Genomic DNA, 26,540 nt, shown 5'->3' on the forward strand with positions numbered 1-26,540 from the left:
CGACCTGGCGGTGCCATGATGTGCCTCAGACGCTGGGGGCGTGTGAGGAGGAGCGACATGGGAACGGTTCGCACCGGGAAGTCGGCGCGGGTGCTCGCGGCCGTGATGGCGGGAGTGTCGCCGCCGTGGTGCTCGCCGGATGCACCGGCGAGGCGGATCCGGCCGAGCGAGCCCAGAGGCAGGTGTCGGCGAAGGAGAAGGCGGTCGCCGGGGCGCAGGCCGCGCTCGACGACGCCTCCGGCGCGTTCTGCGGGGCGAGCAAGGACTACATCGCGGCGCTCGATCGCTACGGCGACGTGCTGAACGACACCGCTGCGACGGTCGGTGATGTCCGCACCGCCGGCGCCGATCTCGGCGAACCGCGGCAGGACGCCGTCGACAGCGCCGAGGCGGCCGTCGCCGCGAACCGGGCGCTCTCCGACGCACAGCAGGAACTCGTCGATGCGCAAGCCGCGCTGGCTGCGGCGGAGGCGGGCCCGTCCGGGGCGGCGACCACGTCGGCCCCCGCGCCCTCGAGCACGCCGCTCGCGCCGACCGCGTCGGTGGAACGCGTGAAGCAGGCGGAGTCCCAGTTCGCCTCGGCCGAGGCATCCATCACCGACGACACGCCGCTGGTGGACGCGGCCGAGCAGTTCAACAGCGCTGCGGTCGCACTCGAGATGGCGTGGCTCGCGCTGTTCGCCGATGCCGGTTGCCTGACCGACGAGCAGGCGGTGCAGGCCGAGGCCGCCGTGCGCGCCTATACGACGGCACTCCAGCAGGATCTGCTGGTCGCGGGGTACTACGTGGGCGACGTCGACGGCGTCTACGGGCCCATGACCGTTCAGGCGGTGGAAGATCTGCAGAAGGCCGCCGGGCTGCCCGTCACGGGCACGGTCGACAAGGCGACCGCCGAGGCGCTGCAGGCGAAGCTGGCCGAGCTCGGCGGCGCCGCCCAGCAGGAGACGGTGGCGTCGACAGCCGCGATCCAGCAGACGCTCAAGCTCCTCGGCTTCTGGGACGGGCCCGTCGACGGTGTGTGGTCGCCGGAGCTGACCGCGGCCGTGCAGGCGTTCCAGACCGAACTGGGCGTGCAGCCGACGGGGACGGTGGATGCCGCCACCGTCGCGGCCTTCGAGAAGACGATCTCCGATCTTCAGGCGGCGGCGCCCGAACCGTCGCCGTCGCCGTCGTCGTCGAGCGCGGACGGCTGAGCGTGTTCTCGGCGCGCAGTTACAGCCAGCGCCGGACACGGGTGCGGTAGTCGTCGTACTCGGCGCTGAACTTCTCGTGGAGGTAGCGCTCCTCGGGAGCGATCGCTCCCCACCAGAGCGCCGCGACGCCGAGCGGCGTCAGGAGCAGCGCCCAGAACGACGGCCAGAGCAGCGCAAGGGCGATGTCGAGGGCGATCAGTCCGAGGTAGAGAGGGTTGCGGCTCACCCGGAAGGGTCCCTTGTCCAGGATCACGCGGGTCGATCCGCCGGGCAGCAGCGCCGTGCGGTGCCGTGCCATGAGCCAGAGCGCCCAGCCGTTCCAGAGGGCGAACGCGATGACGAGCACGATCCCCACGGCACGCGAAGCCCCGACCGCCAGCGCGACCGGATCGCCCGCGGCGGTGGTGATCGCCACACCGGCCAGCAGCGGGATCCCCAGCGCCACCGGCGGCCAGATCCGATACGCGGGCGCGTCCGCCATGGCCGGCAGTGTAGTCATCGCCCGCGAGCCGATCACCCGGTCTTTCGCTCACGGCGCCCTGCGCTTAGGGTCGCGAGGGTGGGTGTCATCAGCTTCGAGCACATCGGCCTCATCGTCCACGACCTGGAGAAGGTGGCCGGCTTCCTCGAGCTGCTGGGTTTCCGGCGCGGCGAGACGGCGCGTGTCGGCGGCCCCTGGGCCGATCGGGTGAACGGTCTGACCGGCACCGACGTGGAGATGGTGTTCCTCGCGGCCCCCGACGGCTCGGGTGCGATCGAGCTGTCGCGATTCCTGCGGCCGGTGAGCCCGGCGCTCGCCGACGATGAGCCGGCGAACACGCCCGGGCTGCGACACCTCGCGTACCGGGTCGACGAACTGGAGCCGCTTCTGGAGAAGATCCGGGCGGCGGGCTACGAGACGATGGCCGAGGTCGTGAACTACGAAGACGTGTGGCTCGTCTGCTACGTGCGCGGGCCGGAGGGACTCATCGTCGAACTCGGACAGCGACTCGACTGACGGATGCCTCCGGGCGAGGCATCCGTCATTCTCCGGGGCACGGCCCGGCTCCGACAGGTCAACCGGGGTTGTACAGGACCGATCCAGGGCCTGCACGCCTGTGGAAACCCGGTTGACCTGTTGGCGAGGTGAGGGGCGGCTGCCGGCCGTGGGGCCGCGCGCAGTGTGGCGGCTCGGGTGTGGAGGTGGCACGGGTTGTCGTGTGAGGTCGGTCGAGGCGGCCAGAGCTGCCACTTGGGGTGGGTTGACGCTCCGACGTGAAGAGCGGATCGATGGATGCCGCCGCCGCCTGCCGCGAAGGACGCGGTGAGAACGGCCGCTCGGGGTCAGCCGGCGCGCACCGGTTCAGCCGGCGCCCCGAGCGCCGGGGCCAGCCGCGACCACTCGGTCTCGAGGAAGGCGCTGACGATCTCTTCCCGGCGCTCGGTCTCGCCGGCGGGGAAGGCCAGGCCGCGCGTCGGCGTCGAGGCGCCGAGCTCGACGAGGAGCGGCCGCAGGCCATGCTCGACCGCGAGGGCGTGGCCGGGCCCGCCGATCGTCAGCAGCGGCACGGCGGTCACTCCCGCGAGCCCATGGGAGCCGTAGCGGTCGAGGAAGGCCTTCAGCAGCCCCGTGTAGGTGGCCTTGTACGTGGGGCTCGCCACGACCAGCACGTCGGCGCGGGCGACCCGCTCGAGCAGCGCGTCGACGACGAGGTCGGGGAAGCGGAACAGCGAGCCCGCCACATCGGCGAGATCGATCGTCGCCTCGACCTCGACCTCGGCCCCGCCGCGGGCGGCGAGCTGCCGCGCGAGCTCCTCGGCGACCAGACGCGTGCGCGAGGCGGGCTGCGGGTTTCCGACGAGAACGACGATCGATGACATGGCGGCCTCCCAGAGATCGGACGGACGAGCGAGACGCGAAACACGCTAGGGCGACCCTGAGCGACCGCGCCTCTCGGCCGTCACGCGGCGTCGATCGAAGTCATGCGGCGTCATCCGTGTCGACAGCGCTCGGGACGCCGTCACGTCACCACCGACGACACGTCGATCCGCTCGCGATCGATCGTGCCGGTCATGGCGTGCGGACGAGGGCCCGGGATCGTGCCCCGACCAGCCGGTTATCTCGCGGGAGAAGCACAGAAGCGGTTCTGTGCGCAAGCCCCGTTGCAACGGGGCAGAACGTCCTTAGCATCGCCCCATGATCGCGCACCGTGCCCACTTCACGGTCGCCGAACTGTGCAGGAGCAGAAGATGAGTGTCACCTCGCAGAACGACTCGGTCGTCGAGGCGCTCAAGGAAGCGTCCGACACCGGCACCGAGGGGCGGCGGAGCCGCCCCCGCCGCCCGCGCCGAAAAGACCGGCCTCCCAAGGTCAGGCAGCATTACGACAAGCGAGAGGTGCTGGCGGGCTACCTCTTCATCTCGCCCTGGATCATCGGCTTCCTCGTCTTCACGGCCGGCGCGATGGTCTACAGCCTCTACATCTCGTTCAGCAACTACAACCTCGCCACGAACACGGCTCGCCCGGTCGGCGTCACCAACTACGCCAACCTCTTCGACGACCCGCGCGTCGGGGTCTCGCTGGCCAACACGCTGTTCTATGCGGTCCTGGCGGTGCCGCTCGAGATCATCTTCGCGTTGGTGCTGGCGATGCTCCTCAATCGCGTGGGCCGCGGGGCCGGAGCGTTCCGCACGCTCTACTACCTGCCCAAGATGACGCCCGCCGTCGCGACGGCCGCGGTGTTCTTCCTGCTGCTGAACGGCAACACCGGCGCCATCAACCAGGGCCTGCGGATCTTCGGCATCAGCGGCCCCCAGTGGCTGGTCGATCCGGCCTGGGTCAAGCCGAGCATCGTGATCATGACGCTGTGGACGGTCGCCGGAACGATGGTGATCTTTCTCGCGGCGCTGAAGAACGTTCCGGTGGAGCTCTACGAAGTCGCTTCGCTGGACGGCGCCGGGCCGGTCCGCAAGTTCTTCTCGATCACCCTGCCGATGATCTCGGGCGCGATGTTCTTCAACATCATCGTGCTGTCGATCGCCGCCTTCCAGGTGTTCGACCAGGCCTACCTGCTGTTCTGGAGGGATCAGAGCAACGCCTCGCCGGAGGCCTCCCTCTTCTATGCCATCTACCTGTTCCAGCAGGCGTTCCGTCAGTTCAACTTCGGGTTCGCCGCCGCCATGGCGTGGCTGCTGTTCGTGATCATCCTGATCATCACGGTCGTGCAGGTGAAGTTCGGCAATCGCTTCGTGTACTACGAGGGAGACCGCTGATGGCCACGTCGCTGGAGACCCCCGGCGTCAGCCGCCCGCTTCCCGAGGCGGCGGCCGCCGCGGCGCCCGCCACGAAGAAGTCACGCTGGCGGCGGGGGCTCGCGCAGCCGAAGACCTTCGCCGGCCGCATCGTGCTGACGATCCTGCTCGCGGGCTTCGCGCTGCTGTTCCTGTACCCGTTCGCCTGGCTGCTCGCGGCGAGCTTCAAGCCGAAGGGCGAAGTCTTCGACAACTCGCTCATCCCGAAGACCTTCATGCCCGAGAACTACGTCGAGGTGTGGAACCAGCTGCCGCTTCTCAGCTGGATGTTCAACAGCGTCGCCATCGCGGTGCTGGCGGCGGGCACCGTCGCGATCTCGAGTTCCATCGTCGCGTTCGGGTTCGCCTATTTCCGCTTCCCGCTCCGCCGAGTGCTGTTCGGCCTGGTGCTCGCCACGATGATGCTGCCGGGCGCCGTCACCATGATCCCGATCTACCTGATCTGGAAGGAGACGGGACTGCTCGGCACGTGGGTTCCGCTGTGGGGCATGAACCTGTTCGGCTCCGCCTTCTACATCTTCTTGCAGCGGCAGTTCTATCTGGGGCTGCCCAAGGAACTCTTCGAGGCGGCGCGACTGGACGGTGCCAGTTACTGGGGCCTGTTCTGGCGGATCGCGATGCCGCTGTCGATCCCGTCGTTCGTCATCGTGTTCCTGTTCGAGTTCCAGGCGAGCTGGAACAACCTGCAGGCCGCGCTCATCTACCTCAACGCCGGATCGGTGGACGAGTTCACCGCTCCCCTCGGCATCGCGTACGCGATGACCAAATACAGCCCCACAGCGGGCGGTCATGGCGACTACCAGTACGTCATGGTGGCGTCGCTCCTCGTCACCCTCCCGATGCTCATCCTCTTCGCCTTCGGGCAGCGGTACTTCATCGAGGGCGTCGCCACACAGGGCCGCAAGGGCTGATCACATGAAAGGGAAGAAGATGCGCAAGCGCATGATCGGAATCGCCGCGGTCGCGGCATCCGCCGTCCTGCTCGCCGGCTGCGGCGGTGGTGGCGGCGGGGGAAGCACAGCAGGTGGAGAAGCCGACTTCACCGCCGACCCCACGGGTGACCTCTCGGCATGGGGCTTCGAGAACGCCGACGACGTCGGTCAGTCGCGCCTCGACTATGCCGAGGAGCAGCTCTCGGACGTGAAGGTCGACCTCGACGCGACCGCGTTCGACGCGCAGAAGTTCACGACCCGCATCGCCAGCGGTGACGTGCCCGATGTGGTGCAGATGGACCGCCGCTACGTCACGCAGTACGCGGCGCAAGGGCTCATCGTGCCGCTCGACAAGTGCTTCGAGGCGCAGGACGTCAAGCCCGACGACTACTGGTACCCGTTCGTCGTCGACGACGTGCGGTACGACGACGCCATCTGGGCGGTGCCGCAGTTCTACCAGCCGCCGGCCATCATCCTGAACAAGCGCGTGATGGACCAGGCGGGGGTCACCAGCGAGGAGATCGACACCTCCGATCCTGACGCCCTTCTCGGCGCCATCGCGAAGATGTACCAGGAGTCCGGCGGCGTTCCCAGCCGGCTCGGCTTCGACCCCGTCTCGACCGGCCAGGCGCCGCTGTGGATCCTCGGCATGGGCGGACAGCTCACCGACGACAAGGGCGCGCCGACGCTCGACGACCCGAGCAACGTCGCGGGGATCGACCTGCTGAAGAAGATCAACGACGCCCAGGGCGGATACGCGGCGGTGAAGAGCTTCACCGACTCGTTCGACACCTTCGGTGACAACAACCAGTTCGTCACCGACCAGGTCGGCGCGCAGGTGAACGCGCAGTGGTACCCGAACGTGCTGTCGCCGTACGTCGACCAGATCCAGATCGAGGCGGTGCCGTTCAAGAACAGCGACGGCGAGCCGTTCTCGGTCGCCGGCGGCTCGGCATTCGTCATTCCGGCGGGTGCGAAGAACCCCGCCGCGGCGTGCGCGTGGATGATCGACCTGACCAGCGAAGACGCCTGGGCCGCCGCCGCAGCGGCGCGCGCCGAGACCCGCAAGGGTGACGGCGGCATCAACACCGGTCTCTTCACGGGATCCCCGGGCCCCGACCAGTCGATCCGTGACGAGTACGTCGTCGAGTCCGGCAACGCCGGGTTCGACCAGACCATCTCGACGTACTACGACGTGCTCGACTACGGGCAGTCGTTCGGCTCGTCGCCCGCCGGTCAGGACATCCAGAACGAGCTCAACAACGCCATCACGGCGGCCCTGCTGGGCGACAAGAGTGCGAAGGACGCGCTCGCCGAGGCCCAGAAGGCCGCGATGCGCGCCTACGACAACGCGACCGCGGGCGGCTGACCTTCAGCGATCGCGCCCGGAATGGGGGACGGATGCTGCGGCCGCGGCATCCGTCCCCCTTCACGTGTCCCGGCGTCAGAGCCAGTGGCGCTTGCGGAAGATCCTGTAGAGCGTGACGCTCGTTGCCGCCATGAGGGCCAGGGCCATCGGATAGCCGAACGTCCAGGTCAGCTCGGGCATGAACTCGAAGTTCATGCCGTAGATCGTGCCCACGAGCGTCGGGGCGAACAGGATCGCGGCCCAGCCCGAGATCTTCTTGACCTGCTCGTTCTGCACGAGGGCGGTCTCGGTCTGGCGCTGCGTGACGATCGTCGCGTTCACGGTGAGCGCGTTGTCGAGGATCGGACGGAAGGCGGCGGTCTTGTCGATGATCCGCAGCGCATGGTCGTGCACGTCGCGCAGTGAATGCTGCAGCTCGGCGTCGACCTCGTACTTGGGGGCGCCGCGCTGGAGGGCGGCGAGCATGTCGCCGAGCGGCGCGACCGCCCGCTGCAGCGTGATGACCTCGCGCGACAGGTCGTAGATGCGCTTGGACAGGGCGACCCCGCCGTTCTCGAAGAGGGCGTCCTCGATCTCGTCGATGTCGTTCTCGACGCCCTCGATCACGGGCGTGTACTCGTCGACCACCTCGTCGAGGATCGCGTAGAGCACGGCTTCCGGGCCCCTCGCGAGGAGCTCGGGGTCGCGCTCCATGCGATGACGCACGACGCTCAGATTCGGCGACTCGGCATGGCGGATCGTCACGATGAAGTCGGGCCCGACGAATACGTGCAGCTCTCCGAACTCCACCGACTCCGTCTCGTCCATGTACCTCGCCGGACGCAGCACGACGAAGAGGATGTCGCCGTACCGCTCGAGCTTGGCTCGCTGGTGACCCGTGAGCGCGTCTTCGACGGCGAGCGGGTGCAGGTCGAACTCGTCGGCGACCTGTGCGATCTCCTCCGGCGTCGGACGGAAGAGGCCGATCCACGCCATCCCGTGGTGAGCGCGCGTGTACTCGAAGGTCTCTGTGAGGCTCGAGGGGTTCTCGATCCGTTTTCCGGCGACGTACACGCCGTTGTCGACGATGGGCATCCGGCTATTCTCCCCGCCGGGCGAGCCGGCGGGCAACGATCCTCACGGATCCATGACGGACGGATGCCGCCCCTCCGGCGCTCCCCGGACACGGGGGCGGGTTGTCGGGCGGGGTGACTACCCTGCCACCATGATGACCGACGCGCGCGTGCTCGACTGGCTGCTCGACTCCGACCCTGCGCTGCGGTGGCAGGTCGAGCGCGATGTCGCGGGCGCACCGCCCGAGGTGTGGGAGGCCACGCGGGCGCGGGTCGCGACGGACGGCTTCGGCGCCCGCCTGCTGGCCGAGCAGGACGACGACGGTCAGTGGGCGGGCGGCGCCTTCTTCCCGGCCGGCTTCTTCGGCAGTGCCGAAGCCGACGAGCCGGGGCAGCCATGGACCGCGACGACCTGGGTTCTCAAGGACCTGCGCGAGTGGGGCCTCGACTCCTCGGTGCTCGCCGGGACCGCCGAGAAGCTGGCGGCGGGCTGCCGCTGGGAGTGCGACGACCTGCCGTACTGGGGCGGCGAGGTCGACGTCTGCATCAACTCCTACACGCTCGCGACCGGCGCCTGGCTGGGCGCCGACGTGTCGCGGCTCGTCGACTGGTTCCCCGCCCATCGCCTCGCCGACGGCGGCTGGAACTGCGAGGCCGAGGAGGGCGACTCGGTGCGCTCCTCTTTCCACTCCACACTCAACGCCGTGCGCGGCATCCTCGCGTACGAGCGGATCACGGGTGACACGAGCATGCGCGACGCACGTCATGCGGGCGAGGAGTACCTGCTCGCCCGGCGGCTGATGTTCCGCCTCACGACGGGGGAGCTCGTAGGCGAGTTCGTGGCCCGCTTCGTGTATCCGAACCGGCACCGCTACAGCGCCCTCGCAGCGCTCGACCACTTCCGTGACGTCGCCTTCGTGGAGGGCACGCCGCCCGATCTCCGGCTGGGCGAGGCCGTCGAGGTGGTGAGATCGGCTCGGCAGCCCGACGGCACCTGGCTGCAGTCGCAACCGCTGCCCGGCCGCACCTGGTTCGACGTCGACGCCGCCCAGGGCGAGCCGTCGCCGTGGCTCACGCTGTTCGGCACCCGGGTGCTGGAGTGGTGGGATGCCTCGGCCTGACGCGCCTTCCGCCTTCGGCGAACCTCGGCCGCAGCATCCGTCACGGGTCGACACTGGTGACGTGGATGACCAGGAAGCGCTCGACGCGTACTCCTCGACGGTGATGCGGGTGGCGCAGGCGGTGCTGCCCTCGGTCGCGTCCGTGAGCGTGCAGACCAGGCAGGGAGCCGGCGCCGGAAGCGCGTCGGTCATCACCGACGAGGGGCATCTGCTCACGAGCGCCCACGTCGTCGAGGGTGCGAGCGTGGTCGAGCTGGCATTCCACGACGGCTCGGTGGCAGCGGCGACCGTGGTGGGGGCCGACCCGCTGTCGGATCTCGCCGTGCTGCACGCCCAGGGCGACACCCCGCCGCCGGTGCGGATGGGCGATGCTGCGGGCCTCCGCGTCGGGCAGCTCGTGGTGGCGCTCGGCAACCCCCGCGGGTTCTCGGGCAGCGTCACCGCCGGCATCGTGTCGGCTCTCGGACGCTCGCTGCCGACCCGGTCGGGGCGCGTGATCGACGAGGTGATCCAGACCGACGCGGCGCTGAACCCCGGCAACAGCGGCGGCGTGCTCGCCGACAGCGCCGGGCGGATGGTGGGGGTGAACACGGCGGTCGCCGGCATCGGGCTGGGGCTCGCGGTGCCGATCAACGCGACGACGAGCGAGATCATCGCCGCGCTGCGCACCGGTGGACGGGTGCGGCGGGCCTGGCTCGGCATCGCCGGGTCGACCGTGCCGCTCGGCCCCGACGTCGCGGCGAAAGCCGGCTCCCGGGTCGGCATGCAGGTGGTCTCCGTCGCACCGAACAGCCCCGCCGCTGCGGCCGGTGCCCGCACCGGCGACATCGTGCTCTCGCTCGACGGCGTCGCGATCGCGGACCCGACGGCCCTGCAACGGCGCATGGTCGAGGGCGCGATCGGGCGCAGGATGGAGATGACCGTGTGGCGCAACGGGGCACTTGTCGATGTGGTGGTGCTGCCGGAGGAGCTGCGGGTCTGAACCGCGCACGCTGGCGTGGATCTACGCTGTGAATGTCGCCGACGGAAGGAGCCGCCGTGTCGGGGTATGACGAGCATTTCTCTCACGCCCACGTTCCGCAACCGGGCGAGCCGAGCATCCCCGAGCTCGAGATCGACGAGACGATCCCGCCTCGCCCGGAGGAAGACGTCGCCGACGTCGCCCGGGCGGAACCCGACGTCGAAGACCACACCCGCCACGAGCACATCGTTCGCGTGTGGCGGGGAGTGATCCGCACGGAGGACCGCGACGAGTACGTCGACTATGTCGAGCGGACGGGTATCGAGGAGTACCGCGCGACTCCCGGGAACAAGGACGCGTGGACCCTGACGCGCGAACTCGCCGACGGCCTGACGGAGATCCTGACGGTCTCGCGGTGGGACAGCCTGGACAGCATCCGAGGATTCGCCGGCGACGACGTGGACAAGGCGGTCTACTACCCGGAGGACGACCGGTTCCTCGTCGAGAGGGACGACGCCGTGCGCCACTACGTGCAGCGCAGCTGAGCCTCGTCACGGCACGGAGTGTCGTCGTCGATGCCGAGCTGGATCAGTGGTGAACCGTCTTCACGGCGAAGACGGCCATGCGGTCAGCGCCGAAGTGGTCGTCCGCGGTGATCGTGACGACCGCGTCGCCCGCGAAGATGACCAGCTGACCGTAGGCGCCGGTGCTGCGTCGCGGGCAGCTCATCCACGACGACGACGGCAGGCCGGTGGAGATCGCCTTCGACGCCCTGAGGGCGGACCGCGCCACCTTCACGATGTTCGACGATCCCCACCCCGCCCCCGCCTGACCGCGCCCCGTCGCTCAGGCCTCGGCCACCGCATCCCACGCGGGCGGAACCGGCAGGCCGAGGTGTCCGCGTAGCGTCGTCTCGGTGTACTCCTCTCGGAAGTACCCCCGCGACTGCAGCTCGGGCACGAGCTGCTCGCAGATCGCGTCGACCGAGGCCGGGAAGGTCGGGGCGTTGAGGCTGAAGCCGTCGCACGCGCGCGACTCGAACCAGTCGACCATGCGGTCCGCGACGTGCGATGCCGTGCCGACCATCGCGGCATGCCCGGTGACGCTGCGCCAGTTGATGAGGATGTCGCGGAGCGTGTAGTCCTCCTCGACCGTCAGGTGGCGGTACACCGCGAGACGCCCGACGGTGGCGTCGGGGATGTTCTCGAAGCGCTCGAGCGGGATCTTCTCGTTCAGGTCGAGATCGGACACGTCGGCGCCCAGGTTGCGCGAGAGCGTCACGCGGGCGTCGTCGAAGTCGATGAACTCCACGAGGCTCTCGTATAGGTCTCGCGCCTCCTTCTCGGTGCGGCCGATGTAGGGGCTGAGGCCCGGGATGATCTTGACGTGATCGGGGTTGCGCCCCCTGGAGGCGACGTTCGCCTTGTACGCGCCGTAGTACTCGATCGCCTTCTCCTTCTGCGGGTTGACCGTGTAGACGATCTCGGCGACGTCCGCGCCGAAGTCGAGCCCGCTCTCAGACTGGCCTGCCTGGATGAGGACGGGGTGCCCCTGCGGAGAGCGGCGCTGGTTCGTGTACCCCTCGACCCGGAAGAACTCGCCGGTGTGATCGATGCCTCGCAGCTTCTCGGAATCGAGCCAGCGACCGCCTTCCCGGTCAACCACGACCGCCTCGTCGCTCCACGCGGTCCAGAGCCCCCGGACGACCTCGACGAACTCGGCCGCCCGCCGGTAACGGTCGACCTTGCTCGGCAGCTCGATGCCGTGGTTCTCGCCGGCACCGTTCGAAGTGACGATGTTCCAGCCGGCACGGCCCCCGCTGAGGGAGTCGAGCGCCCCTATCTGGCGGGCGAGGGTGAAGGGGTGGTTGAAGGTGGTCGACATCGTCGCGATCAAGCCGATGCGCGAGGTCACCCCGACGAGGGAGGACAGGGCCGTAAGCGCTTCATACGGCGCGCCGAGCTTGACGTCGCCGGTCAGCAGCGGCCGCGCCGAGATGGTGTCGGCCATGAACAGCGAGTCGAGCTTCGCCGCCTCGTAGCGCTGTGCGATCTCGGACAGGATGCCGAACGTCCCGATCTCCTCGGCCCGGCTGTCGGGCAGGCGCCACGCTCGGGCGTCGTACCCGCCGGGCTGCAGGATCGCCGACAGGATCATGTGTCCATGCGCCATGTTGTTCCTCTTTCCGTTGTCGTGGGTGCTTCTGAACGCCCTCATTCGGCTGACGGACGTGCGGCGAGGCCGCGGATGCCGTCGTACAGCAGTGCCTTGTCGAGGCCGACGATCACGACGTCGACCCCGATGTCGTACAGCCCGTCCGCGAAGGTGCGGTCGGGAGCGCTGGTGACCAGCAGCTTGCCGCGGGCGTGGGCCGCCGCGACGGCCCTTACGACCGCCGCGCGGATCTCCTCGCTGCGGTAGGACGCCCCGGCGCCCAGGCCCATGCTGACGCCGAGGTCGCCAACGCCCAGGTAGACCCCGTCAACCCCGTCGACGGCCAGGATGTCGTCGAGATTCGCCATTCCCGCGACCGTCTCCACCAGCGGGAACAGCTGCACGAAGGCATTCGCCTCCGCCGGCGGCAGCGAGCCGGGGCGCATCGGGCCGAAGGAGCGGACGCCGAGGGGCGGGTACCGCATCGCGGACGCCGCCTCGGCGGCCTGATGGGCCGTCTCCACCATCGGGACGATGACCCCGGTCGCGCCGAGGTCGAGCGCGCGCATGATCTCGGCGGTCTGGTTCCAAGAGACGCGGACGAACACCGCCGCCCCATGCCGTTCGACGGCCAGCGCGAGGGCGTGCAGCCGGTCGATGCCCGCCGAGCCGTGCTGGAGGTCGACGATGACCGCGTCGAAGTTCTGAGCGAAGGCCTCGGCGATGAGGAGGTCGGGGCCGGTGCACATGCCCGCGGTCGGGCGCGCCCCCTCCGCGAGCCGCTCGCGGTATCGATCGGTCCGAGTCATGTCCGTCCTTTCTGCGCGGGTCGGGCCCAGGCTCACAGGTGCAGTGCCGACGCCAGCAGCTCTCGGGTGTACGGCTCGCGCGGGTTGCCGAAGACGTCGCCGGGCAGGCCGGTCTCCACCACGCGGCCGTCCTTCATGACCGCCACGTAGTCCGCGAAGTCCTGCACGATCGCGAGGTCGTGGGAGATGAAGAGGTACGCCAGGCGGAACTCCTCCTGCAGCTCGCGGAGCAGCCGCAGGATCTGCGCCTGAACGAGCACGTCCAGCGCCGAGACGGCCTCGTCGAGCACGACGAGGGCGGGCTCGATGGAGAGCGCTCGGGCGATGGCGACGCGCTGGCGCTGGCCGCCCGACAGCTCCGCGGGGTGGCGGCGCGCGAAGTCGGCGGGCAGGCGCACCGCGTCGAGCATCGTCAGGACCTTCTGGCGTCGCTGCTGTTTCGATCCGAGCCCGAACGCGCGAGCCGGCTCGTCGATGATCGCGCCGACCGTCAGCCGCGGGTTCATCGAGTCGAACGGACTCTGGTAGACCACCTGCACTTCACGGCGCAGCTGGCGGAGTCGCTCGCCCCTGGCGAGGGTGACGTCCTCGCCGCGGAACGTGATGGTGCCCGCGGTCGCCTCCTCCAAGCGCAGCACCATGCGCGCGGTGGTCGACTTGCCCGACCCCGACTCGCCGACGATGCCGTACGTCGCCCCGGCGGGGAGGGCCAGCGAGACGTCGTCCACGGCGACGACCTCCCGCGCCCTCCGGCCGTGGCCGGATCGGAAGACCTTGCGCAGACCGGTGGCCCGCAGCAGCGCGGACTCACCGGTGTCTTCGAAGAGCGCCCGGGGGATGCGCGGCTCGACGAAGGCCCCGTGCGCCGCCTGCTCCACGCGCAGGTGAGGGGAGTTCTCCAGCAGCTCGCCCACGTACGGCTGCGTGCTGCGCGTCTCGAGGTGCTCCGCCGTGCCGCTGTCGACGACGCGGCCGCTCCGCATCACGACGATGTAGTCGGCGCGACGCAGAGCCATGGCGAGGTCGTGCGTGATGATCAGCAGCGACTTGTGGTGCTCGCGGACGAGGTACGACAGCTGGTCCATGACCGCGCGGGCGACGGTCACGTCGAGAGCGCTCGTCGGTTCGTCCGCGATGATCAGGTCGGGGTCGCCCGCGAAGGCGATAGCGATGAGGACGCGCTGCCGCATGCCCCCCGACAGCTGGTGCGGATACGAGTCCATCACCCGCTCGGCATCGCGCAGGCCGGCCTCGGTCAACAGCTGCGCGGCCCTCGCCCGCGCGGTCGCACGCGTGTGCGTGCCGTGCACGAGCATCGTCTCCATCACCTGGGGGCCGATCTTGGCGGTCGGGGTGAGGGAGGTCATCGGGTCTTGGGGCACGAAGCCGATCCGACGCCCGCGGACGCGACGCAGCTCCTTCTCGCTCAGCGCGGTCATCTCCATGCCGTCGACCCAGATGGATCCGGACTCGATGGTGCCGTTCGGCGGCAGCAGCCGCACGATGGAGGTGGCGAGCGTCGACTTACCCGACCCCGACTCACCGACGATCGCGACGATCTCGCCGCGATGCACGCGTAGCGCTACGTCGCGCAAGGCGGGCATCTCGACGTCTTTGACACGATACGCGACCCGCAGGTCCTGGATATCGGCCTGTTCGCCGCCCCGCGTTGACGGCAGGGCGGCGATCGCGGACGCGCTTGGCGAGATCGTCATCGCTGGTCCCCTTGCTCGAAGTAGCGGGCGATCTGGTTGGCGGAGAGGACGATGAGGATGAACGTGACGCCGGGCACCACGCTCAGCCACCACGCTCCCGTGGCGTACCGCTGACCGTCGGCCACCATCGCCCCCCACTCGGGAGTGGGCGGCGTCGCGCCGTAGCCGAGGTAGCCGATCGCGCCGATCGTGAGCAGTGCCGCGCCGAGGTCGAGAGCGGTCAGCGCGATGATCGGCCGGATGGCTCCGGGCACGACGTGGCGCCGGGCGATCGTAAACCCGCGCACACCGCTCGCCCGCGCTGCCTCGACGTACGTGAGTGAGCGCACGCGGAAGACCTCCGCGCGCATGAGCCGCCCGAAGGAGACCGCCCCGCCGACACCGACCGCCACCGCGATGGGGAGGATGCCGTTACCGAGCACCGCGAGGAACGCGAAGATGATGAGCAGGCCCGGGATGGCCAGCACGGCGTCGAAGACGCGCATGACCACCGCATCCACCCAGCCGCCGAAGGTCGCGGCGAGCAGGCCCAGGAGGACGCCGATCACGAGCGACAGCCCTGTCGCCAGAAGAGCCGCGGGCATCGACGCGCTCGCACCGTAGATCATGCGCGAGAGCACGTCGCGGCCCACGCTGTCGGTGCCGAGGACGTGCGGCCAGGACGGCGGCAGGAACGCCTGCAGCGGGTCGGTCTCGAGCGGATCGAACGGCGCGAGGACCCCGGGCGCGAAGGTGACGAGCAGGACGAGCGCGAGGAAGAGCATGGCGACGGCGGTCATCGTTTCGCGGCGGAGAAAAGCGCCCAGGCGCATCAGGACGGACGGCCCACGCGAGACGTCGGTGGCGGGAGTGACGGCGACCACCGTTCAGCCCCTCATCGCTGCGCGCATGCGCGGGTCGAGTACCGGATAGAGCAGATCGACGACGAGGTTGACGCCGACGAAGATGATGGCGCAGATCATGACGATCCCCTGCACCACCGGGAAGTCGCTCACGTCGACCCCCTGGAGGATCTCGCGACCGATGCCCGAGCGGGAGAAGACGATCTCGATCACGACCGAGCCCGTGAGGAGCGCACCGGTGAGAAGCCCCACCATCGTGAGCATGGGGACGGACGCGGCGCGCAGGCAGTGACGCAGCAGGAGCCGCCAGCGGCTGGCTCCCTTCGTCATCGCCGTGAACGCGTAGGGCGAGCGGCTCGCCTCGAGCAGCGACGTCGCCAGCACCTGCGCGATGCCCGCCGAGCACACGATGCCGAGCGTGATCACCGGCAGCACGACGCTGAGCGGGTCATCCGAGCCGAACGCGGGGAACCAGCGCAGCTGGAAGGCGAAGATCGTCAGCATCAGCACCCCGAGCCAGAAGGTCGGGATGGACAGACCGAGTGCCGGCAGCGACAGCAGGATCCCTCGCAGCCAGCGGGCCCGTGTGTAGGTCGCGGTCACGGCGATCGCCACGCCCAGCACGATCGCGAGGAGCATCGACAGCCCGGCCACCTGGACGGTGTTGGGAAGGGCCTCGCCGATGATCTCCGTGACCGGCCGGCCGTTGCGCAGCGACTCCCCGAACTGCAGGGTGAGCAGCGCCCCCAGCTGGCCGATGTACGAGACGTACCAGGGCTGATCCAGACCGAGCTCCGCGCGGAGGGCGGCCAGCTCCTCCGGCGACGCCGACGCGTCTCCGCCGATGCGGGCGAGCGCGGCGTCGCCGGGCGCGAGGAACAGCAGGAAGAAGGTCAGCGTGAAGGCGATGAGGATGACCAGCACCGCCTGGCCCAGGCGAAAGCCGAGGTATCGAAGCACGAGAGCCTTTCCGTCCGTTCTGTCGCGGGAGCCGGATCAGTCCTGCGGGTCCAGCCAGACCTGACCGAGCATGAACAGCCCTCCCACGTCGCGGACGACGCCGTGCACCTCGGGCGCGTACACCGGCTGGTTCACCGACTGCCACAGCGGCGCGAGCCAGCCGTCCTCCAGGAGCAGCGATTCCATCTCGGCCGCCGCCTCGCGTCGGGTCTCGACGTCGACGGTCGACGCCTGCGCTGCCACCAGATCCTCCATGCCCTCGGGCAGGTTGCCGTCGAACAGGAGCGGCAGCACGGTCGGCTCGGCGCCGGTCTGCTGGTTCACGCGGACCTGGAGGCGCCCTTCGGCGCGCAGCGCGGCCTCTTCGGTGAACGTGACCGGACGGATGGTCAGCTCGATGCCGACCTCCTCGAGCTGCTGCGCCGCGACCGCGAGCGCGTCGCCGATGGCAGCGTTGCCGATCGCCTCGATGCTCAGGCGTTCGCCGTCGCGCGTGCGGATGCCGTCGGAGCCGACCTCCCAGCCGTCGTCGTCGAGCAACTCGTTCGCCGCATCCACGTCCTGCTCTAGCAGGTCGGACTGGTCCACGAAGTACGGGTGCGCGGTGTTCAGGACACCCGAGGGCTCGCTGTAGATGGCAGAGGCCGTGGCCGCCACGAGCTCCTCGCGGTCGAGCGCGAGGTTGAACGCCTGGCGGACCGCCTCGTCGGAGCCGGCGATGCCGTTGCCCGGGTAGAAGATGAACGAGCTGACCGATGCCGGGTCGGGCTCGTTGAAGCGCTGCCATCCCGCCTGCTCGAGTTGCGGAACGAACGGGTCGGCGGCGCCGTGGACGATCTGCGCGTCGCCGGCGAGGCCCGTCTGGCCGATGACCGTCTGGTCGGCGACCTGGTTCACCGTGATGGTGTCGAGGTAGGCCGGCCCCTTGTTCTCCAGGCCCTCGGGCGCCCAGGCATAGTCGTCATTGCGGGCGAGCACCGCCTGCTCGCCGGAGCGGAAGCCATCGAGGACGAACGGTCCCGAGCCGGAGGCGTCGCCCTGGCAGCGCGCCCCCGCATCCAGAGCAGCCGACGCCGTCGAGATGATGCCCATGTTCGGGGTGGAAACTCCGTACAGGAACGGCGCGTTCGGCTCGTCGAACGAGACCACGGCGGTGTGCTCGTCCACGACCTCGGTCCCGGCGTACGACGACAGGAACCCTTGCGCGATGGTGTAGCGGGGGTCGGCGTCCAGCGCGTCGAGATTCGCCTTCACCGTCTCGGCGTCCAGCGCGGAGCCGTCGGAGAAGGTGACGTCGTCGCGAAGCGTGAAGGTGAACTGCGTGGCGTCGTCGTTGACCTCGTAGGATTCCGCCAACCAGGGGTGGAACGCCCCCTCGCGGTCTTCGTAGATGAGCGAGTCGACGACCTGGCGGTGCCACTGCAGGGCGACGCGGATGACGGTCTGCCAGGGGTCGACGCACGTCATCTCGCCCAGGGAGACGATCGTGAGATCGCCGCCCTCCACGGGCTCCCCGGCGCCGCTCGCGCCGGGGGTGGGGGAGGCGGTGGACTCGCCGGAGCAACCGGCGAGCGCCAGCGCGGCGACGATCGTCGTCGCTGCGGCCGACTTCTTCAGCCGAGACAGATGGGGCATGGGACGGGTCCTTCCGAAACGCGGGCTAGGGACGGATGGAGCGTGCCGGCGATCGGGCACCCCATTGGGGATGGAGTCAACGCGGAGCGTGTTTCGTGAGCGGGACGCCATCGTCACGGCTCGATTGCGCTACTTCGCAGAGGGCGGCGGCGCCCGGAATTCCGCGGGTGCACGCGCATTGCGCCACTCGAGCACGCGAAACGCCGCGAAACACGCGCCGTGGGCGCCGGGTGGCGCAATGGTCGGGGACCCGCGGAAATCCGCGCCTCCCGGCCGTTACGCGGTTGCGCAATCGAGTAGTGACGCCGATGTCGCGGTCAGGAAACCTTCCCTTCGCTGACTGCACTGCAGCGCGGACGTCTCCCCGAAGGGCGCTGCGGTCAACGACAGAAAGGCAGGCGTTCGCACATGTTTCATCTCGGCTTCTTCCTCGGCACCGGATACGGCATCCAGTCGTGAAGACGAACGGCGCCCGCGGTCCGTGGGTGGGCTCCAACGTCCGCGACTGGATGCCTTTTTCGTCGTCGCCGTCATCGTCTCGGGCCAGGGCAGGTCGATGCCGCTCGTCATCGACAGCAGGTGGCGGAGGGTGACCTGATCGACGTCCCCACCGGTGCGGCGCACGGAGTCTCAGGTGCGGAGGGGCGTGGGTGCGGGGGCACGGTCTTCCCGGCCGGTGGTGGTGTATTCGCGGCCGGTGGGGCTGGTCCAGACCAGGAGTTCGTCGTCGAGGCGTGCCGTCCACCGGGTGTGGTGTCTGAGGCGGTGGTGCTTCTTGCAGAGGTGGGCGAGGTTGTCGTGGTCGGTGCAGCCGCCGTATTCCCAGGGGTGGTTGTGGTCGGTTTCGCAGCGGGTCGCGGGGGTGTCGCAGCTGGGGAACCGGCAGGTGCCGTCGCGGTCGGCGAGCCAGGCGCGGAGCGCTGCGGGGGTTTTGTAGGTGGTGCGGTCGTAGACCAGTCGGATGCCGGTGACGGGGTGGGTGAGCACGCGCCGCCACGAGGTGGCGCCGGCGGCGAGGGTCATCGCGACGTCGAGGGGGACGGGCCCGTATCCGTCGAGCACGGCGGGCTCGTCGCTCTGACCGAGAAGGGTGAGCGCGGGGACGGTGAGGGTGACGTTCACGCGGACCGGACGCAGCGACTTCGAGGGGTCGGCGCTGTCGGGCACGCCGACGGGGCGGTCGTTGCGGAGCAGGGCGTCGATGAGCGTGTCGAAGCGCAACTGCCCCAGGGTGCGCGGGTCGCCGGCGTCGCGTTCGTCTTTGGCGGTGCCGGTGAGCAGGGTGTGGGCGAGCTGGATCTGCATGATCGGGCCGTAGACCATCAGCCAGCCCATGCCGTCGCGGGCGGGCTGCACGTTGACGTCCCTGGACTGCACCGCGCGGTCGGCGCGTTCCTGGATGGTGTCGGGGTCGAGGTGTTCGCGGATCCGCCGGAACCGGTGCGCGAACCGGTGCGCGGTGATATCCAGCCGGCCGGTGAGGACCGCGTCCTCGAACGCGGCCCGGTGCAGCGGCGAGAACATCTCGGCGTCTTCGACCAGCGCCGCGGCGTGCCGGTAGGAGATCTCCCCCGAGGCCAGCGCGGTCAGGGTGGCGGGCAGGTCGGCGCACAGCACCCGGGCCTCACGGAGCAGTTCCGCGGCCTGGCGTTCGGTGATCCGCAGCACGCAGGCGGCCTCGGCGCGGGTGGAGCGGGCCACCCAGTCCGCAGCATCCGTCGCCGGATCCTTGCCCCGCGCCGCCCTCGCCGCGGCCGGCGACCCCGGCTCGTACGACAGGATCTGCTGCTCGTGCGCCTCGCTGACCCGCCGCAGTTCGTCGAGCAGCCGGGTGCGTTCCGCTTCCAGTGCCGCCTGCGCGCGCCGCACGCGATCGAGCTCGACGACGATCATCGCGGCGTCGTCGCAGTGGAGCGCGTCGGTCGTGCACATACGCCGAGACTAGAACATACCTACGACATTCGGCCTCGCGCCTCTCCCTCCAGCACGACCAGGCGCTCGGTCGCGCGGGTCATCGCCACGTACCGGTCGACCGCACCCTCGATCCCGTCGCCGAACGCCGACGGCTCGACGAGCACGACGAGATCGAACTCGAGGCCCTTGGCGAGTTCCGGCGACAGCGACCGCACCCGCTCCTGCGGCACGAACGAAGGGTCGCCGATCACGCAGGCGGTTCCGTCGGGGTGCGTCGCGAGCCAATCGCGGAGAACCGCGTCACGCTCGAGAACCGGCGCGTGCACCACGGGCACACCGCACGAGCGGATCGACGCCGGCACGTTGGCGTCGGGGATCGCCGCGCGGATCACCGGCTCGGCCTCCGCCATCACCTCACTCGGCGTGCGGTAGTTGACGGTGAGCGAGGCGATGTGCACGTCCGTGAGGCCGGCGTGCTCCAGCCGCTCCTGCCAGGTCTCGCGGAACCCGTGACGGGCCTGCGCCCGGTCGCCGACCACCGTGAAGCTGCGCGATGGGCAGCGGGCCAGCAGCATCCGCCATTCCGCATCGGTGAGCTCCTGCGCCTCGTCGACCACGACATGCGCGAAAGGTCCCGCGAGGAGGTCCGGATCCGTGGCCTCGAGCACCGACTCGTCGACGAGGCTGTTACGCAGGTCGTCGCCGTCGAGCCACTGCATCATCTCGTCGCCGGCCTCCTTCAGGCGGTCGACCACCTGCGCCATGTACTCGCGCTCCTCGGCGAGCTGCACCTCGCGCTGCCGCCGGCGGCGCGAGGCCGCCGGGTCGCCGAGCCGGCGCCGGGCCGCGTCGAGCAGCGGAAGATCCGACGTGGTCCAGGCCGCGGCCGCCGCGCGCTGCAGCGCCTCGACCTCATCGGGTGCGAGCCAGGGGGCGCACCGGCGGAGGTAGGCGGGCACGGTCCACAGGTCTGAGACGACGACGGATGCCTCGACCAGCGGCCACGCGCGGGCGAAGGTGCTCCGCAGCTCGTCGTGGCGGGCGAGCGCTCGCCGCAGCGGGACCAGCGGCACCTCTTCGCCGTCGGCCTGATCGGTGAGGATGTCGAGCACCGTCTGCCACACCTGGTCGCGCGCCTCGTTGTGCGGCAGGCCGGGCTCGGCCGACGCGAACGCCTCGGCCCAGTCGCGCGGGCTCAGCCAGAGCTCCGCCCAGGGCGTCTCGACCACCAGCCCCTCGGCCGGCGGCTCCTCGTACAGCCGGACGGCGGGCTCGATCGCCTCGACCATCCTCGCGTCGGCCTTCAGCCGGGCGACGAGCGGGTCGGCCTCCGGTCGCGCCGTCGCCCCCTCCGCGACGAGGTCGCGCAGCGTGCAGGTCTGGACGCTCTGCTCACCGAGGCTCGGGAGCACGTCCTCGACGTAGGAGAGGTAGGCGGCGCTCGGACCCACGAACAGCACGCCTCCGCGCCCTTCGCCGAGGTGCGGGTCGGAGTACACCAGGTACGCCGCGCGGTGCAGGGCGACCACCGTCTTGCCCGTGCCCGGTCCGCCGTCCACGACGAGCGCGCCCCGGGAGCCGGCCCGGATGATCGCATCCTGGTCGCGCTGGATGGTGCCCAGCACGTCGCGCATGCGCGGCGACCGGCTGGCCCCCAGGCTCGCGATGAAGGCCGACTGGTCGTCGAGCGCGGCGGTGCGGGCGAGACCCTCGGCCGTGAACACCTCGTCCCAGTAGTCCGTCACGCGACCACCCGTCCATCGATACCGACGCCGGCTCTCGAGGCCCGACGGATGCGCGTGGGTGGCCGCGAAGAAGGGCTCTGGGGCGGGCGTCCGCCAGTCCACGAGCAGGCGCCTGCCCCCGTCATCCGTCAGCCCGAAGCGGCCGATGTACACGGGGCCGGAACCGTCGGCGGGCACCATGCGGCCGAGGCACGCGTCGATCGTGAAGCGGCGGAGCACCCGCAGCCGTGCCGAGAGGCGATGGATCTCGATGTCGCGCTCGACCCCGGCCTGGCCGTGGCCACCCGGTCGCCGGCGCAGCTCGTCGAGACGCTGCTCGATGCCCTCGATCGAGCGCCGGAGGCTGTCGGCGATGGCCGCGAAGTGGCGCTCGTCGCCCGCGATGAGAACCGGGTCGGCCTTGGCGGCGAGCCGTTCGGGGAGGAGGAAAGGGGTGGACAGGTGCGAGATCACGGCATCGACTCCTGGCGGATCCGCGACGCAGCGAACGGCGGACAGAGGGGAAGGGAGCGTCGCGACCGACCAGTATGCGCCCGCGAGGGGGTCTTGCCGCAAGCCACCCTCTCCCCGGTATCCTGGAAATGCGGGACGAAGCGCCTCTGCGTGCGCGAACGGCGTCGCGTCGAACCGGCCCTGTGGAACACGGTATTTTCGAACCAGGTTCAGATATACCGCGCCCGACGGGAGACGACGACGATGCCGGACCTCGACCCCGGTCACGCGCGTGGGCCCGACGCCGTCGGGGCGGCGATCGCGATCGTCGGCGACGGCCGCGTCGGGCGGTCGGTCGCAGCGGCGCTTCGCGCGGCGGGGGCCGACGTGCAGGGCCCGCTCGGCCGCGGAGCCACCGGCGACGGCGCGAACCTCGTGCTGCTCGCGGTACCGGATGCCGAGATCGGCGCCGCGGCGGCACGCCTCACCCCGGGCGCGCTCGTGGGCCACTTCTCGGGTGCGACGACCCTCGAGCCGCTCGCGCCTCACGAGGCCCTCAGCATCCATCCGCTCACCACCGTCACCGGCGACACGTCGTTCGAGGGCGTCCCGGCGGCCGTCGCGGGATCCACGCCGCGCGCGCTCGCCACGGCGAGGGCGCTCGCCGAGAGGCTCGGGATGGCCCCGTTCGAGGTGGCCGAGACGGACCGCGCCGCGTATCACGCCGCCGCCTCGATCGCCTCGAACTTCCTCGTCACCCTCGAGGCCTTCGCCGAAGACCTTGCGGCCACCGCCCGGGTGCCCCGGCACGCGCTCGAGCCGCTCGTGCGGGCGACCGTGACGAACTGGCTCGCCTACGGAACTGCGGCGCTCACCGGCCCGATCGCCCGCGGCGACGAGGCGACGGTGACACGTCAGCGGGCGGCGGTGCACGAGCGCCTGCCCGAGCGCGCCGAGCTGTTCGACGCGCTCGTCGCCGCGACACGGGATCTGCGCGCACGTCAGCGGGGGGCGTCGTGATCGTCGTCCGCACCGTGAGCGAGCTGCGTGCCGCGCTCAGCGACCGCCGCGGCGGGGCCATCGGGCTCGTCCCCACGATGGGGGCCCTGCACGAGGGGCACGCGACCCTGCTGCGCGCCTCGCGCGCCCAGGACGACACCGTCGTGATGACCATCTTCGTGAACCCCGCCCAGTTCGATGAGCAGTCGGACCTCGCCGCCTACCCCCGCACCGAGGACGCCGACCTCGCCCTCGCCGAGCGGGAGGGCGTCGACATCGTCCTCGCCCCCGACGCGGCCGAGGTGTACCCGCCCGGCTTCGCCACGACCGTCAGCGTGACCGGGCCCATCGCCGAGACCCTCGAGGGCGCCGAGCGCGGCCGCGGCCACTTCGACGGCGTCGCGACGGTCGTCACGAAGCTCCTGCTGGCCGCCCTCCCCGACCGCGCGTACTTCGGCGCCAAGGACGCGCAGCAGGTCGCCGTCATCCGCCGGCTCGTCGCCGACCTCGCCATCCCGGTCGCGCTCGTCATCTGCCCGACGTCGCGAGACGCCGACGGCCTCGCGCGCTCCAGCCGCAACACGCGCCTGTCACCCGAGGAGCGGACGAGGGCGCGGGCGATCCCGCACGCGCTTCAGAACGTGACGGATGCCGCGGCCGCCGGCATCTCCGACCCCGAGGCGCTGCGCGCCCGGGCCGTCGCCGTGCTCGAGGCTTCCGGCATCCGTCCCGAGTACGTGGCGCTCGTCGATCCGGTGACGTTCGCACCCGTGGCCCGGGTCGACGGGCCGGTGCTGGTGGCCATCGCCGCCCGCGTCGGGTCCACACGGCTCATCGACAACACCGTTCTAGGAGGTGCGTGATGCGCGCACAGGTCACGCTGCAACGTCTCGCCGAGATGAAGGCGCAGCGCGAGCCCATCGTCATGGTCACGGCCTACGACTACCCGACCGCACGCACGGCCGAGCAGGCCGAGGTCGACATGGTGCTCGTCGGGGACTCCGCTGCGCAGGTCGTGCTCGGGCACGACTCCACCGTGACCGTCACCGTCGACGAGATGCTGGTGCTCGCCGGCGCCGTGCGCCGAGGCGTGACATCCGCCTTCCTCGTGTGCGACCTTCCGTTCGGCTCGACGGAGGTGTCCGACGAGCAGGCCGTGGTCACCGCGGTGCGCTTCGTGAAGGAGGCGGGTGCCGACGCGGTCAAGCTCGAGGGCGGTGGCGAGGCACGGCTCAGCCGCATCCGCGCGATCGCCCAGGCGGGCATCCCTGTCGTGGCTCACGTCGGGCTGACGCCGCAGACGGCCGTCGCTCTCGGCGGCCTCCGGGCCCAGGGGCGCACCGCGGAGTCGGCCGCGCGCATCGTGCGCGAGGCGCTCGCCGTGCAGGATGCCGGTGCCAGCGTCGTGGTGATCGAGGCCGTCCCGGCCGACGTGGCCGCCGTCGTGCTGCCGGCGCTCGACATCCCGGTCATCGGGATCGGCGCGGGGCCCGCCGACGGCCAGGTGCTCGTCATCCACGATCTGCTCGGGATCACGGAGGGGAAGACCGCCGCGTTCGTCAAGCGATACGGCGCCATCGGGCCCGACATGGTGGCCGCCGTGGAGGCGTACGCGCGGGAAGTGCGCGGAGGCGTCTTCCCCGGTGCGGAGCACGTGTACTCCGCCAGTGAGGCGGCCGTGGACGCCGCGCGCGGGGAACTCGAGGCGCGCGGCCGCGGCTGAGCGCACCGTCCGTCGCCCGCTGCCTCTTCCCCGCCCGCCGCGCGCCCGGTAGGTTCCGGGGTGACGCCGCCCGAAAATCGGCGCTGGCGTGTCACCACCCTCCGCGAACCCCAAGGAGCAGCAGTGAATCACCGAAACCGGCGCGGCGCCACGATCGCCACGTCAGCCCTCATCATCGGCGGTCTCGCCGTCGCAGCAGCCGGTGCACCGGCGCTCGCGGCATCCGCCCCCGACACCTCGGCGCTCAGGGATGCCATCACCGCCGATGGCCTCCAGACGCACCTGGACGCGCTCCAGGACATCGCGGATGCCAACGGCGGCACCCGCGCCGCCGGGACGCCGGGACACCTCGAGTCCCTCGAGTACGTCGAGGAGACCCTGGCGGCCGCGGGCTACGTGACCCAGCGGCAGGAGTTCGAGTACCAGCGGGTCAGCTACGACGAGGCGTCCCTGGAGCAGACGGCGCCGACCCCCACGTCGTATGCGCTCCTCGACGACTTCTACCCCATGGACTACACCGGCGACGGCGACGTCACGGCGGCCGTGCAGGCGGTGGACATCAACCTCGCCGGTGACCGCGCCTCCACGAGCGGCTGCGAGGCGGCGGACTTCGCCGGATTCACCGCCGGCTCGATCGCGCTCATCCAGCGCGGCTCGTGCGACTTCAGCGTGAAGGCGGCCAACGCCGTCGCGGCAGGCGCGATCGGGGTGATCATCTTCAACCAGGGCAACGAGAACCCCGACGACGACCGCTTCGGCGTCTTCGGAGGTACCCTCAGCTCGGCCGACTGGGCCGGCGCCAACACGCCGGTGCCCGTGGTCAGCACCTCATTCGACCTCGGCGAGGAATGGGCCACGACGGCGGGGCTGGTTCTCCGCCTGAACGTGACGACCACCACGACCGACGTGACGACGTGGAACCTGCTGGCCGACACCCCCACGGGTCGCGCGGACCGCACCGTCGTCGTCGGGGCGCACCTCGACTCCGTGCTCGAAGGACCCGGCATCAACGACAACGGCTCCGGCACGGCGACGCTGATGGAGACGGCCCTGCAGCTGAAGAACCTCGGCATCCAGACCGAGAACCGCATCCGGTTCGCGTTCTGGAGCGGTGAGGAGGACGGCCTCCTCGGATCGAGCTACTACGTGTCGCAGCTCAGCAAGTCGGAGATCAAGCAGACATCCGTGAACCTGAACTTCGACATGCTCGCGTCGCCGAACGGCGGCCGGTTCGTGTACGACGGCGACGGCAGCGGGTTCGGCACGACCGGTCCCAACGGCTCGAACGTGATCGAGGGCGTCTTCGACACCTACTTCGCCGCGCAGAACCTCGCCACCGAGCCGACGGCGTTCGACGGTCGCAGCGACTACTTCGCGTTCATCGGCGCCGGCATCCCCGCGGGAGGCCTGTTCTCGGGTGCGGAGGACATCAAGTCGGAGGACCAGGTCGCGCTGTACGGCGGCACCGCCGGCGTCGCCTTCGACCCGTGCTACCACAAGGCGTGCGACACCCGCGACAACATCGACCCGGTGCTCTTCGAGCAGCTGGCCGACGCGGCCGCACACGCCACGCTCGTCTTCGCCGACACGCAGTCGGCGGTGAACGGGACCGCCAAGGGCAAGGCCCTCGGCACCTGGTCGCCCGAGTTCAAGGGCAACCGCGCGCTGCGCTGAGTCCACGGACGAAGACGGA

Annotated in this window: 24 protein-coding genes; 12 read left to right on the forward strand and 12 right to left on the reverse strand. The window is 70.4% G+C overall.

Features of this window, described 5'->3' with window-relative positions:
- The first annotated feature begins 125 nt into the window (after positions 1 to 125).
- A complete protein-coding gene (locus tag ACN9MP_RS02515; protein ID WP_426323657.1) occupies positions 126 to 1,193 on the forward strand; it encodes a peptidoglycan-binding domain-containing protein in 1,068 nt (355 codons plus the stop codon).
- A 19-nt stretch (positions 1,194 to 1,212) separates the two neighbouring features.
- On the opposite strand, the gene ACN9MP_RS02520 is transcribed toward ACN9MP_RS02515, so the two are convergent.
- Positions 1,213 to 1,674, reverse strand: coding sequence for a methyltransferase family protein (locus ACN9MP_RS02520; protein WP_426323658.1), 462 nt, complete (start codon positions 1,672 to 1,674; stop codon positions 1,213 to 1,215).
- 78 nt (positions 1,675 to 1,752) lie between these two features.
- Here ACN9MP_RS02520 and ACN9MP_RS02525 point away from each other — a divergent pair, with 78 nt between their 5' ends.
- Positions 1,753 to 2,190: a VOC family protein gene (locus ACN9MP_RS02525; protein WP_426323660.1), complete on the forward strand. Its 438-nt coding sequence runs from the start codon at positions 1,753 to 1,755 to the stop codon at positions 2,188 to 2,190.
- A 326-nt stretch (positions 2,191 to 2,516) separates the two neighbouring features.
- On the opposite strand, the gene ACN9MP_RS02530 is transcribed toward ACN9MP_RS02525, so the two are convergent.
- Positions 2,517 to 3,053, reverse strand: coding sequence for an NADPH-dependent FMN reductase (locus ACN9MP_RS02530; RefSeq protein ID WP_426323661.1), 537 nt, complete (start codon positions 3,051 to 3,053; stop codon positions 2,517 to 2,519).
- A gap of 369 nt (positions 3,054 to 3,422) precedes the next feature.
- On the opposite strand from ACN9MP_RS02530, the gene ACN9MP_RS02535 reads away from it, so the two are divergent.
- Genes ACN9MP_RS02535 through ACN9MP_RS02545 form a run of 3 tightly spaced genes read left to right on the forward strand, consistent with a single transcriptional unit; the run spans position 3,423 to position 6,785 of the window.
- A complete protein-coding gene (locus tag ACN9MP_RS02535; RefSeq protein WP_426323663.1) occupies positions 3,423 to 4,445 on the forward strand; it encodes a carbohydrate ABC transporter permease in 1,023 nt (340 codons plus the stop codon).
- Positions 4,445 to 5,395: a carbohydrate ABC transporter permease gene (locus tag ACN9MP_RS02540; RefSeq protein WP_426323665.1), complete on the forward strand. Its 951-nt coding sequence runs from the start codon at positions 4,445 to 4,447 to the stop codon at positions 5,393 to 5,395. Before ACN9MP_RS02535 ends, ACN9MP_RS02540 begins: the two co-directional genes overlap by 1 nt.
- A 4-nt stretch (positions 5,396 to 5,399) precedes the next feature.
- The gene (locus ACN9MP_RS02545; protein WP_426323667.1) at positions 5,400 to 6,785 is read left to right on the forward strand and encodes an ABC transporter substrate-binding protein; all 1,386 of its coding nucleotides are present in this window, start codon (positions 5,400 to 5,402) and stop codon (positions 6,783 to 6,785) included.
- 75 nt (positions 6,786 to 6,860) lie between these two features.
- On the opposite strand, the gene corA is transcribed toward ACN9MP_RS02545, so the two are convergent.
- Complete coding sequence (gene corA, locus ACN9MP_RS02550) at positions 6,861 to 7,859, reverse strand: magnesium/cobalt transporter CorA (protein ID WP_426323669.1); 999 nt, start codon at positions 7,857 to 7,859, stop codon at positions 6,861 to 6,863.
- A gap of 133 nt (positions 7,860 to 7,992) precedes the next feature.
- On the opposite strand from corA, the gene ACN9MP_RS02555 reads away from it, so the two are divergent.
- The 3 genes from ACN9MP_RS02555 to ACN9MP_RS02565 all read left to right on the forward strand — a co-directional run bounded on the left by ACN9MP_RS02555 (position 7,993) and on the right by ACN9MP_RS02565 (position 10,464).
- Entirely contained in the window at positions 7,993 to 8,958 is a 966-nt protein-coding gene (locus ACN9MP_RS02555) for a squalene cyclase (protein WP_426326167.1), read from the forward strand.
- 61 nt (positions 8,959 to 9,019) lie between these two features.
- Positions 9,020 to 9,940, forward strand: a complete 921-nt coding sequence (locus tag ACN9MP_RS02560) for a S1C family serine protease (RefSeq protein ID WP_426323671.1) — start codon at positions 9,020 to 9,022, stop codon at positions 9,938 to 9,940.
- Positions 9,941 to 9,996: 56 nt separating this feature from the next.
- Entirely contained in the window at positions 9,997 to 10,464 is a 468-nt protein-coding gene (locus tag ACN9MP_RS02565) for a hypothetical protein (RefSeq protein ID WP_426323672.1), read from the forward strand.
- Between the two features lie 43 nt (positions 10,465 to 10,507).
- Here ACN9MP_RS02565 and ACN9MP_RS02570 read toward each other — a convergent pair whose 3' ends face one another.
- The 9 genes from ACN9MP_RS02570 to helR all read right to left on the reverse strand — a co-directional run bounded on the left by ACN9MP_RS02570 (position 10,508) and on the right by helR (position 22,143).
- On the reverse strand, positions 10,508 to 10,711 hold the full coding sequence (locus ACN9MP_RS02570; RefSeq protein WP_426323674.1) for a hypothetical protein: 204 nt from the start codon (positions 10,709 to 10,711) through the stop codon (positions 10,508 to 10,510).
- A gap of 54 nt (positions 10,712 to 10,765) precedes the next feature.
- Positions 10,766 to 12,091: an NtaA/DmoA family FMN-dependent monooxygenase gene (locus ACN9MP_RS02575; RefSeq protein WP_426323676.1), complete on the reverse strand. Its 1,326-nt coding sequence runs from the start codon at positions 12,089 to 12,091 to the stop codon at positions 10,766 to 10,768.
- 41 nt (positions 12,092 to 12,132) lie between these two features.
- On the reverse strand, positions 12,133 to 12,882 hold the full coding sequence (locus ACN9MP_RS02580; RefSeq protein WP_426323678.1) for an HpcH/HpaI aldolase family protein: 750 nt from the start codon (positions 12,880 to 12,882) through the stop codon (positions 12,133 to 12,135).
- A gap of 32 nt (positions 12,883 to 12,914) precedes the next feature.
- Complete coding sequence (locus ACN9MP_RS02585) at positions 12,915 to 14,597, reverse strand: dipeptide ABC transporter ATP-binding protein (RefSeq protein WP_426323680.1); 1,683 nt, start codon at positions 14,595 to 14,597, stop codon at positions 12,915 to 12,917.
- Complete coding sequence (locus tag ACN9MP_RS02590) at positions 14,594 to 15,460, reverse strand: ABC transporter permease (protein WP_426323681.1); 867 nt, start codon at positions 15,458 to 15,460, stop codon at positions 14,594 to 14,596. The genes ACN9MP_RS02585 and ACN9MP_RS02590 overlap by 4 nt, the downstream gene beginning before the upstream one ends.
- A 3-nt stretch (positions 15,461 to 15,463) precedes the next feature.
- Positions 15,464 to 16,399: an ABC transporter permease gene (locus ACN9MP_RS02595; RefSeq protein ID WP_426323683.1), complete on the reverse strand. Its 936-nt coding sequence runs from the start codon at positions 16,397 to 16,399 to the stop codon at positions 15,464 to 15,466.
- Positions 16,400 to 16,435: 36 nt separating this feature from the next.
- Positions 16,436 to 18,034 carry an ABC transporter substrate-binding protein gene (locus ACN9MP_RS02600; protein ID WP_426323685.1) on the reverse strand — a complete coding sequence of 533 codons (1,599 nt, stop codon included), beginning with the start codon at positions 18,032 to 18,034 and terminating at the stop codon, positions 16,436 to 16,438.
- Between the two features lie 630 nt (positions 18,035 to 18,664).
- Positions 18,665 to 19,966, reverse strand: a complete 1,302-nt coding sequence (locus ACN9MP_RS02605; protein WP_426323687.1) for a DUF222 domain-containing protein — start codon at positions 19,964 to 19,966, stop codon at positions 18,665 to 18,667.
- Between the two features lie 20 nt (positions 19,967 to 19,986).
- On the reverse strand, positions 19,987 to 22,143 hold the full coding sequence (helR, locus tag ACN9MP_RS02610) for an RNA polymerase recycling motor ATPase HelR (protein ID WP_426326169.1): 2,157 nt from the start codon (positions 22,141 to 22,143) through the stop codon (positions 19,987 to 19,989).
- Between the two features lie 246 nt (positions 22,144 to 22,389).
- On the opposite strand from helR, the gene ACN9MP_RS02615 reads away from it, so the two are divergent.
- The 4 genes from ACN9MP_RS02615 (at position 22,390) to ACN9MP_RS02630 (ending at position 26,521) form a co-directional block, all read left to right on the forward strand.
- Complete coding sequence (locus ACN9MP_RS02615; protein WP_426323689.1) at positions 22,390 to 23,145, forward strand: DUF2520 domain-containing protein; 756 nt, start codon at positions 22,390 to 22,392, stop codon at positions 23,143 to 23,145.
- Entirely contained in the window at positions 23,142 to 23,987 is an 846-nt protein-coding gene (panC, locus tag ACN9MP_RS02620) for a pantoate--beta-alanine ligase (RefSeq protein ID WP_426323691.1), read from the forward strand. The genes ACN9MP_RS02615 and panC overlap by 4 nt, the downstream gene beginning before the upstream one ends.
- Entirely contained in the window at positions 23,987 to 24,847 is an 861-nt protein-coding gene (panB, locus tag ACN9MP_RS02625) for a 3-methyl-2-oxobutanoate hydroxymethyltransferase (protein ID WP_426323693.1), read from the forward strand. Before panC ends, panB begins: the two co-directional genes overlap by 1 nt.
- A gap of 123 nt (positions 24,848 to 24,970) precedes the next feature.
- Positions 24,971 to 26,521 carry a M28 family peptidase gene (locus tag ACN9MP_RS02630; RefSeq protein WP_426323694.1) on the forward strand — a complete coding sequence of 517 codons (1,551 nt, stop codon included), beginning with the start codon at positions 24,971 to 24,973 and terminating at the stop codon, positions 26,519 to 26,521.
- The last annotated feature ends 19 nt before the right edge of the window (positions 26,522 to 26,540 follow it).

Source organism: Microbacterium sp. E-13 (assembly GCF_049912955.1).
GTDB lineage: Bacteria > Actinomycetota > Actinomycetes > Actinomycetales > Microbacteriaceae > Microbacterium.